Here is an 8,294-nt window from a genome sequence, read left to right as displayed (position 1 = left end):
CACGCTCTGCCTGTGCGGCGGGCTCATCCGCCTCCTCACATCAGCCTTGACGGCCTCGCTGTATCCGCGCATTGGTCATGTCCTCAAGCCCCCGGATGGAAGGATCAAAGGGGTGACATCTTTCCTGAACCCGGGGGCCGCGGCTGTTGCAGCTTTTGATTCACGTTCACAGCTGCGGCTGCCAGCCGATCTGCGTCTCACTCCAGAACAGTTTGAGCGGGTGTGCGCAGAGAACCCTGAGGCAGTGCTGGAACTCGCTGCTGATGGGCAGCTGATCACCATGACCCCTACAGGTGGTGAAACAGGCTCGCGTAATGGTGAATTGATTCTGCAACTCAAGCTTTTCACCAGGGGCAATCGTGGATGGAAGGTGTTCGACAGCTCCACAGGGTTCCGCTTGCCCGATGGCTCTGTCCTCAGCCCCGACGCCTCGCTGGTGAGTCAGCAGCGCTGGGAGGCGCTCAGCGCTCAGGAGCGCAGCAGCTTCGTGCCCCTCTGCCTGGACCTGGTGGTGGAACTGGCCAGCCCCAGCGACGAAGGTCCTCGTGGCCTCACCGCCCTGCGCCGCAAGATGGCCGCGTATCAGAGCAACGGTGCCCGCCTCGGCTGGCTGATTCTGCCCCAGGAGTGCGCTGTAGAGGTTTGGCCCGCCAGTGGCGAGCCCAAGCGCCTGGAGCAGCAGGAGTGGCTGGACGCTGGATCCGAGTTTCCAGGGCTGCGCCTGGAGCTGGCCGAGATCTGGGCGGGGTGAAGACGCCCCTCGGGCAAACTCCTCACACCAGCTGAATGCGTTGCACCAGATCAAGGAAGTAGGCCTGTGCCCAGATCTCCAGCGGCTGCGGGTCGGCGATGAAGCGTTGGATGTCCACGCTGGCGTTCGCCACATCCAGGCGAGTGATGCGTTCGGCCAGCAGGCTTTGGAGGGTCGCTGCCGTGAAGGGCTGATCCACAGGCCAGTGGCCGCTCTGGCGTGCGCGCTCTGCCAGATGATCGAGATGCAAGGGCGTGCCACGACGTACGTACCACTCCAGATCAAACCAATCGCGTCCTTTCACCCGTTGCTGCCACTGGCGAAACAGCACCGCATGCATCTTGCCGGCAAACAGACCCGGCAGGCTGAAGCACTTCACGTAACACGAATAGGGCTGCAGCAGAAGCTGCTCCTCGGTGTTGAACCCCAGCGGCGGGTCGGTGTCGACCTCAAGCTTGATCTTCATCGATCTGGCCCCACCGATCGCCATCTCCACCATGGTGGTGGTGGGTTTCAGGAAGGCTGAAACAATGGGGGTGTCGACTGTTTTCTTCTTCTCGCGGATCTCCACATCAATCCCCATCCCGGCAAATTCCTCCCCCAGCCCCTGCAGATAGGGCTGCAACGAGAACTCTGGATCCGGCCGCAGCAGCGAGAAATCCAGATCCTCCGAAAACCGCGGTAGCTGGTGAAAGATGCGCAGGCAGGTGCCGCCATAGAACGCTGACTTCCCGAAGAAACCACGCCGAACCAGCCCCGCCAGGGCAATCTCCTGCATCACCTCCCGCAGCGCCTGGCTGCGTTCCGCAGCGCTGCCCTGCGGCACACGCAGCAGCATCTGTTCCACAACTCTGTTCACCGGTCCGTCGCTCGTCACACCAGCTCCTGGTGAAGGGTCTCGATCACCGTCAGCAACGTGCCCAGCTGGCGTTGCTTGAAGCCGCTGGCCTGGCACCGGCGGATCTCGCTGAGGCTGAGCTGGCTGAGTAAATCGGGATCGAGCCTCAGATCCTCGAGCAACCACTGACGCATGGCCACCCGTGACAGCAGCGGCAGCTGCCGGCTGAGCACCAGCCGATCACACAGGGCCTTGGTGGGACTGGCGATCAGAAAGCGGAGGCCATCGGGGCCCTCACCCAGCTGCTGGCTGATCGCGTAATAGGGGAGCGGCAGGTGGTGATAGGAAAAACGCCCGAGGCTGTTGGTGAGCCGGCGGCTCGGCTTCGGCGTTACGGAGGTCACCTCCGCCACCCCTTCCGGGATCAAGCCGTGAAAGGCCAGGGCAAAGTCGAGCGACACGTAGGAGGGCCCATAGAGATGGTTGGCCAGCAGCGGCAGGCAAGCCGGGCTGGTCCGGAGGGAAGGCCCCGCCAGGTAGAGCCCGCGCCGCAATGGCTGCAGGGCTCCCTCCCGCAGCCACTCACTCACCTTGTCGTTCGGCCGCAGGTAGCCGCTGAGCACCTCATCCAGCACCTCGCGCGCCAGGGGCAGCGACCCGAAGCGCCCCAGGGGATGCTCCAGCCTCTTGGCTCTGGACTTGTCTGATTTATGAGGCATCATCGGATTTTATCCGATCATGCTGCTTTTTCTGGCATCCCTGATGGGTGCCGATGACCCTGGTCTGCGCCGCCCAGCAGGGCCATCTCGAACATTGGCTGTCCGCTGGTGTCCTGCAGCCCGTCGTCGCGGTAGGTGGGGGCCACATCGCTGCTGCCGATCAGAAGGCGCCGTTGGCGTGGATCCCATTCGTAGGGAATCTCATAGAGGCCCAGCAGGTCTGCGGCCAGGGCCCAGGAGGTGCCGTTGCGATCGATCTCCACCGCCAGCTCCTCGCCGCGGGCCTGCATCGTGGCGGAACGTCTGAAAACGACGGCGGGGCTGCTGGCTTCCGGGCCGTCTCCCTTGGCTCGTGCGGCCAGCTGCTCGCGGATGCTGCGGCGCAGCTCCTCACCGCCATCGTTGGCTCCTCCGCGGCGCAGCTGGAGAAAATCCCAGCGTTCTCCAGTACCGCCCCAGATCACCGGACCGTAGTTGTCGTGCATCACGCGGCCATCGCGATTCGACGCGGCTTCTGCATGGGTCATCACACGCTGAATCATGATGTCGCCCGCCTGCCAGCCCCAGTCGTGGGTGAGGCTGGCCACTTCGCGGCACATCGCGCTGATCTGCGCCTCAGTGGGAGGCACCGTCCAGGGATCAGGCCTGCCGCCCATGCAGGCGCAGCAGATCGCCACCGAGTTGCTGTTGCGCCTGTAGGTGTGGCTGTAAAGGTCAATCGTGTAAGCATGCAGCCGCTGAACCCGTCCATCGCCCGCCACGATCGTGTGATAGGCCCCGGGACGAAGCCAGTCGTAGGGTGTTGCGCTCCAGTGCAGATAGATTGTGGGGGCCATCGGTTGGCGGTTGGGGGGATGCCTTGGGGGAAGGTAGCGAGGCTTGGTCATCGGAAATGTTGCCATCCGATCTTTTCCATCGACCAACGCTCATGTGCCTCAGCTTGAATTCATTTGAAGGAATTGGGGGCCTTTTTGCGCCCGATGCCCCGCCTACTCTGCTGCCTCTGGCAAAATGACTGGCCTCCTCTACATGGGAGATGTACCGATCCGCCTTGATCAATACGGCGTTAGTGTGGTGTTATGGTGCCACCAGCAGCTGTTCGGCGCCGGCTCAATCACCTCGGCGCCTGAAGGTCTTGGCTATCACCCCGGGTTGGGGCATGCGCTGTGGCATAGCCTGCGCAAGTTACGGCTGGAAGGCCTTCCTCTGATCACGTTCGCCCATGACTGGTATCCGGATGCCAGTCGCTGCCCCCGCTGGGGGCTATGAATCTGGGATCAGAGCTTCCGTCGCCTGTTTCGGTACAGCGCTCTGGTGTTTGTCGTTTCCGAGGGCATGGCCCATGAGATCGGCCCACACCCCAACCTCCAGGTTTTGCCGCCCTGGCAGCTCTACTACGCAGGCCTCTGCAACGAACTCTACAAGCCCTTGCTGGAGGAGCTCATCGATGCAGTAGTCGTCGATCCCTGTTTTGCCCTGCATTGCTCTGGGCAGGATGCCCACATCCATCAGATGCCAGCCATGAACCCGCGGCTGTGCAGCTCCGGGTTTCTCGATGGTGAGGTCTGGAACTGTAACAGCTGGATCGTGGAAGTGATCGCCACCGGAACCCGCGACGGCAGGGACTTCCGGCAGACCCACCTCTTTCTCACCAGCTTGCGCACCACCCCAGAAGCCCTGCTGCAACTGGTGCACGAGCGCTGGAGCATTGAGGGCTGGCACTAGATCCGTGACACCCAGCTGCATGAGGACGCCCATCGCTACCGGGGCAACGGCGCCAGCGCGATGACGACGCTGCGGACGGCAGCCCTCAAGCTGCTCCGACTGGCTGGATTTCACTCGATCCGAGCCGGCATGCAGGCCGTACCGTAACTCACGACCTCTCGGCACTACTGGCGATGGCGACGAGAAAGCCAGAACCAAGCACGGCTTAGGACTTTGAATCAGCCCTGGCAGCAGCCCCATCTGGGCGCTGAGCCGGGGCCCGTAGCCTCTGGTCTCCACACTCTGCGGGCAGCACCGCCGCGGTGCTGATGGCGCATCAGGGGCAGAGCAGACAGTGCACCTGGTGCTCAACTACCACAGGAACCAGCGGTGGAATCTCCACCACCTGGTGGCACCACAAGGGCTCCGGATCGTCTCCGTTCAGGGCCGTGGCGCAGCGGCGAGAGTCTATCGGGTGATGGGCGTTCACCTCCGTACAACGTTCAATCGGCAGCAGATCACAGCCATGGCCAGGGTGGCCCTCCAGGGCGCCCCGCCGGCGGCTCAGTCCATCGCCCAGGCTCATGCCGTAGCCGCTGCTGCCACCAGAAAAGCACTTCTGGGCGGGGACATCCCTGGACGGCGGCATGGAAGACTTCCGCAAGCTGCGCCCTTGCTGCTCCTCCAACTGGGCGAAACGGTCGCCTAGAGTTTCCAGCTGAGCGGTGAGGCGCTCAACAAACGCTTGAACATTGGGAGGTGTCGCGTACCAGTCGCTTTCTTATGTCCCAGCGGTTGGGAGTATCAACTCGGGCAGTCTCTGCCTAAGATCCAAGCGCCGCCAGGATAATTGTCAAGGCTGATCGCTCAGGAATGGGCTTGTTCGGCCCGCGAAAGCATACAATAGGGCGTGGCTCAGGATGTCCAGCACTGCCACCAGCAGCAGATACCAAGCGGCGATACGAATCCCGCCCTGCATCCGTTTACCCCGAATCGCCTTTTTGAAGCTAATCAGATCGAGATGAGTTGCAGCAATGCCGATTTTGGGCACAGAGAAGCAGCAAGCCCGCACAGCGAACCCAAAGGCTGCAGCTCAGACCACTGTGCTTGTACCACACTTTGAATCAGTCCTGCTCCTCAAGTAAATACTGCCTTCCGTCCTGCAATTATTCCTAATGGGCATTCCACTTCTTGCATCTATCCCGCCTCAGATTCGCGGTGAACCTTTCAATAATCAGGCTCAAGATTCGTTTCAGGCAAGGATATTGGCCTCATGGTTTGCGGCTGGGTTCCAGCCTGTCTCGATAAACACGCGCCAAGAGTTCGATGCTAATCCTGGCTTCGAGGAGGCACTGGAGAATGCTGGCGTCTCGGTTCTCTCTGTCGAGCCATCAAAGGAGGGTTTCCCTGACTATCTTCCGAATCTCCTGAGCCTACTTGGCGCAGCGTGCCAGCGCTTTCCTGACCAGCCCATTGCTATCACAAACGCGGATATCCATATTTCTCTAACGGAGGCTTCGCAGCGAATCCTTCACCAACTCGATACAAACCTCTTTCTTCTCGCGCACCGTTGCGATGTGTCCTCAATGAGTGAACTAGTTGCGATTACAGACCTACCAGACCCAAGGCAAGCGTTAGTTCCTTATAACTCTGGGATCGACTTCATTGCCTTCCATTCCTCACTTGTGCCACGTGTGCACTTACTCCTCAGCTCAGAATTAACCATTGGACTACCCTGGTGGGACCTGATCCTTCCTCTTGCGCTACAGGCGATTGGCCTGAAGCGCTTGCATCTTGATGCCAGTCAGTTTCTCCATCTCAATCATACGGAGCGATGGAGCTGGGAGTTCTTTGATCGAATTGGGAGAAGCTCTACTCAGCATCTCAGTGATGCCATTCAAGCGAATCCCAGAGTTTCTGAACTGGCGCTCAGTTGGTTTGTCAGCTACCGTCAGATGACAGCTCTTCGCTTTGCACTCGGGCCGAAGGATCTTATTCGACGTCTCCTGTTTCGGCATCACCGCTTTCCCGGCCCTATTGCTCGTCCAACCCTGTTTGCCGTTGCTGCGATTTCCGAATCTTTTGTGATGAATCCTCTTCTCTTGCGGCAGGTGGGTTGCGGTGCAGGGGGGCCTAAAAGTCCTTCAGCGTAGTTCTTGGCGGTGCTGCGCCCGCCTATCTAAACTGTCGCCAAACAACCAGCCGGATGCTCAGGCGATTCTTGTCACACTGGCGATTTTTAAAATGGTTCTCAATCAATGGGATTTCCGCCGAACATTTTTCAGTAGTTATTGGCCGGAGCTGACAATCAAGTCCGAAAGAAGTTTTGACATTGATTTGGCATATGCACAAGGGGTATGAGAGACGGCAAGCTGAGAAGAAAGAAACTCCTTTCCAGCTTGCAAGTATTTCTGATAAGTATCAGGTTTAATATTTCGGAGTAAGCTAACAAGTTGTGATACGGAATTGTTTTTAACCATTCGTAAATCTATAAATGGAAGGTTTGCGTGTGCTCCGGTAAATGGAAAGACTCTGCTATCAGTGGCTGGTTTGTATATTGGAACTGAGCCAGCCCGAATAACATTAAATAACTTTTCTGTAAGATATCCATCGTCGCCTATTAGATTCTCTGTTGCAAAAAAATACTTAAATCCCCGAATTATAGATATTGAATTGCACGATGTAGGGCCTTTTGAACATGGATTTGCTTTGGGCTTGAGCACGCGATGGTGAGGGGCAAAGGATGAGCCATCCCACTGGCCTCCGAAAACACGAAAGTCATCGGGGATTAATTTTGCTAGTCTTTTTGAGAAATGTCTGCGGAGTCTCAAGCCATCCTCTTGCCTCAGCCACCTGAATACACCAGCAGAGTCATAGCGATAAGCAGACCAGTGACTTCGCACTCTTCTTGAGATAGTTGCAGTTAGACGAGAGGGCTTATTAGTGCTCATCATTCCCACGAGTCTGTGACGATCATGAGTATAGTCTTGCCCTTGAGCCGACAGATAACTCAAATTAGAAGGAAGTGTATAGTAGTAGCGCTTTACGCTGGATGGTAGAAGGCTAGTGTAATGTATCACGTGGCTCCAATTGCTAAATTCTGATTTACAAAGTAACTCAGGCATGGAATGAGCAGATTCCATGACGATGAGAATTCTTGGCCCACCCGGATTGAGCAACTTGTCACAAGCTCTTTCGATTTCTATCCTGGAGATAGGCAAGTCGACAGAAATCAAGAAGTCTGCTCTCTTGTCCTCGCCAAACTCTTCAATTGGACACAGAAGGATGCCATAGCGGATAAGCGCTTGTCGTAGTAGGGCATGGGGTATGGTGTAGTAACTGTGGATTCTGGTAGAATCAGTATCAAATAAAATTGAAGATGAATAGTAAGATGTACTCCATTGAACAAAAATACCACGCTTCATATTTCTATCATTTGGTGGATCTGCCTCCCCTTTGCGTGATGCAGTAGCCGGGGCATGAATGCATTGATCTGATCCAAGTGTAAATCATAGAATGAATTGAAGAGCACTTATTCCGAAGCTGCATCTGTGCTTCATCATTCCAGCATGAATCCAGGCGAATGTTTTGTCAAGTCTCTCGCCTCAAGCGTGTTTTAATGCTCCACAACTTTTCTTGTTTTACAGTCTTGCCGATAATGACATCTAAGTACTAGGATTTGCTTGGAAGTAGCTTTCATGTGCGATCTTCAATGTTGTTTACTTGCATGCAAGTTTTAGTCAGGCCGACCTTCTACAGCGTCATCCTTATTCTCCTTCGTTCGTTGCTGATGCCTGCCTTTAGGCCCATTGACCGATACATCTCATTTAAGACTGTCCGCTGAGATAGCAGCACACAGTACATCACGGAGCGGCGGCGCTCGCTCAATCCCTGTGCACCAGAACTATTTTACGGCATTGCTGTATGCCCTGGTTGGGGATGTAGGATTCCAGAAAATGCAGTGGGATAAGAGTGCAGGTCAGGAGCCAATAGCGAATGCTCAAGACGCTCTGCAGAAGCGATTTCAGCTCAATTCCCATATGGCTCATCAGATCACCTCAATTTTCTGCTGGGTCTGGGAATCCACCGAGGCTTGGAATTGTTTTCCAGCTTCACGCTCTCAAGCCACCCCGACCTACCCATTGCCCCCGGGTTCAGGAAAGATGTCACCCCTTTGATCCTTCCATCCGGGGGCTTGAGGACATGACCAATGCGCGGATACAGCGAGGCCGTCAAGGCTGATGTGAGGAGGCGGATGAGCCCGCCGCACAGGCAGAGCGTG

Annotated in this window: 9 protein-coding genes and 1 pseudogene; 4 read left to right on the top strand and 6 right to left on the bottom strand. The window is 56.9% G+C overall.

What is annotated here, in order from left to right:
• Window positions 1-112: 112 nt before the first annotated feature.
• A complete protein-coding gene (locus KBY67_RS14445) occupies window positions 113-751 on the top strand; it encodes a Uma2 family endonuclease (RefSeq protein WP_315855604.1) in 639 nt (212 codons plus the stop codon).
• Window positions 752-773: 22 nt separating this feature from the next.
• Here the strand turns inward: KBY67_RS14445 and KBY67_RS14440 are convergent, their stop codons facing one another.
• From KBY67_RS14440 to KBY67_RS14430, 3 genes are read right to left on the bottom strand one after another with little or no spacing between them, the layout of a single operon-like run.
• Window positions 774-1,610 (bottom strand): nucleotidyl transferase AbiEii/AbiGii toxin family protein, encoded by an 837-nt coding sequence (locus tag KBY67_RS14440; protein WP_255111783.1) that lies wholly within the window; start codon window positions 1,608-1,610, stop codon window positions 774-776.
• 14 nt (window positions 1,611-1,624) lie between these two features.
• Window positions 1,625-2,308, bottom strand: a complete 684-nt coding sequence (locus KBY67_RS14435; RefSeq protein WP_255111782.1) for a hypothetical protein — start codon at window positions 2,306-2,308, stop codon at window positions 1,625-1,627.
• A 17-nt stretch (window positions 2,309-2,325) separates the two neighbouring features.
• The gene (locus KBY67_RS14430) at window positions 2,326-3,144 is read right to left on the bottom strand and encodes an N-acetylmuramoyl-L-alanine amidase (RefSeq protein ID WP_255111781.1); all 819 of its coding nucleotides are present in this window, start codon (window positions 3,142-3,144) and stop codon (window positions 2,326-2,328) included.
• Window positions 3,145-3,319: 175 nt separating this feature from the next.
• Here KBY67_RS14430 and KBY67_RS14425 point away from each other — a divergent pair, with 175 nt between their 5' ends.
• A complete protein-coding gene (locus KBY67_RS14425; protein ID WP_255111780.1) occupies window positions 3,320-3,577 on the top strand; it encodes a hypothetical protein in 258 nt (85 codons plus the stop codon).
• 45 nt (window positions 3,578-3,622) lie between these two features.
• Window positions 3,623-4,033, top strand: coding sequence for a hypothetical protein (locus tag KBY67_RS14420; RefSeq protein WP_255111778.1), 411 nt, complete (start codon window positions 3,623-3,625; stop codon window positions 4,031-4,033).
• Window positions 4,034-4,349: 316 nt separating this feature from the next.
• Here KBY67_RS14420 and KBY67_RS14415 read toward each other — a convergent pair.
• Window positions 4,350-4,751, bottom strand: a pseudogene (locus KBY67_RS14415) (hypothetical protein); the annotation flags it as partial.
• A 114-nt stretch (window positions 4,752-4,865) separates the two neighbouring features.
• Entirely contained in the window at window positions 4,866-5,063 is a 198-nt protein-coding gene (locus KBY67_RS14410; RefSeq protein ID WP_255111776.1) for a hypothetical protein, read from the bottom strand.
• 124 nt (window positions 5,064-5,187) lie between these two features.
• On the opposite strand from KBY67_RS14410, the gene KBY67_RS14405 reads away from it, so the two are divergent.
• Entirely contained in the window at window positions 5,188-6,165 is a 978-nt protein-coding gene (locus KBY67_RS14405) for a hypothetical protein (protein ID WP_255111774.1), read from the top strand.
• Window positions 6,166-6,300: 135 nt separating this feature from the next.
• Here the strand turns inward: KBY67_RS14405 and KBY67_RS14985 are convergent, their stop codons facing one another.
• The gene (locus tag KBY67_RS14985; protein ID WP_399214556.1) at window positions 6,301-6,963 is read right to left on the bottom strand and encodes a glycosyltransferase family 10 domain-containing protein; all 663 of its coding nucleotides are present in this window, start codon (window positions 6,961-6,963) and stop codon (window positions 6,301-6,303) included.
• Between the last annotated feature and the right edge of the window lie 1,331 nt (window positions 6,964-8,294).

Source organism: Synechococcus sp. RedBA-s (assembly GCF_024345495.1).
Taxonomy (GTDB): domain Bacteria; phylum Cyanobacteriota; class Cyanobacteriia; order PCC-6307; family Cyanobiaceae; genus Regnicoccus_A.
The sequence above is the reverse complement of the archived record's forward strand: the minus strand, read 5'-3'. Positions and strand labels throughout refer to the sequence as shown.

What these genes read in the sequence shown, in the direction of transcription:
- KBY67_RS14435 (WP_255111782.1), bottom strand. Translation starts at nt 2,308, where the DNA reads ATGCCTCATAAATCAGACAAGTCCAGAGCCAAGAGGCTGGAGCATCCC.
- KBY67_RS14405 (WP_255111774.1), top strand. Translation starts at nt 5,188, where the DNA reads ATGGGCATTCCACTTCTTGCATCTATCCCGCCTCAGATTCGCGGTGAA.
- KBY67_RS14985 (WP_399214556.1), bottom strand. Translation starts at nt 6,963, where the DNA reads ATGAGCACTAATAAGCCCTCTCGTCTAACTGCAACTATCTCAAGAAGA.
- KBY67_RS14425 (WP_255111780.1), top strand. Translation starts at nt 3,320, where the DNA reads ATGACTGGCCTCCTCTACATGGGAGATGTACCGATCCGCCTTGATCAA.
- KBY67_RS14430 (WP_255111781.1), bottom strand. Translation starts at nt 3,144, where the DNA reads ATGGCCCCCACAATCTATCTGCACTGGAGCGCAACACCCTACGACTGG.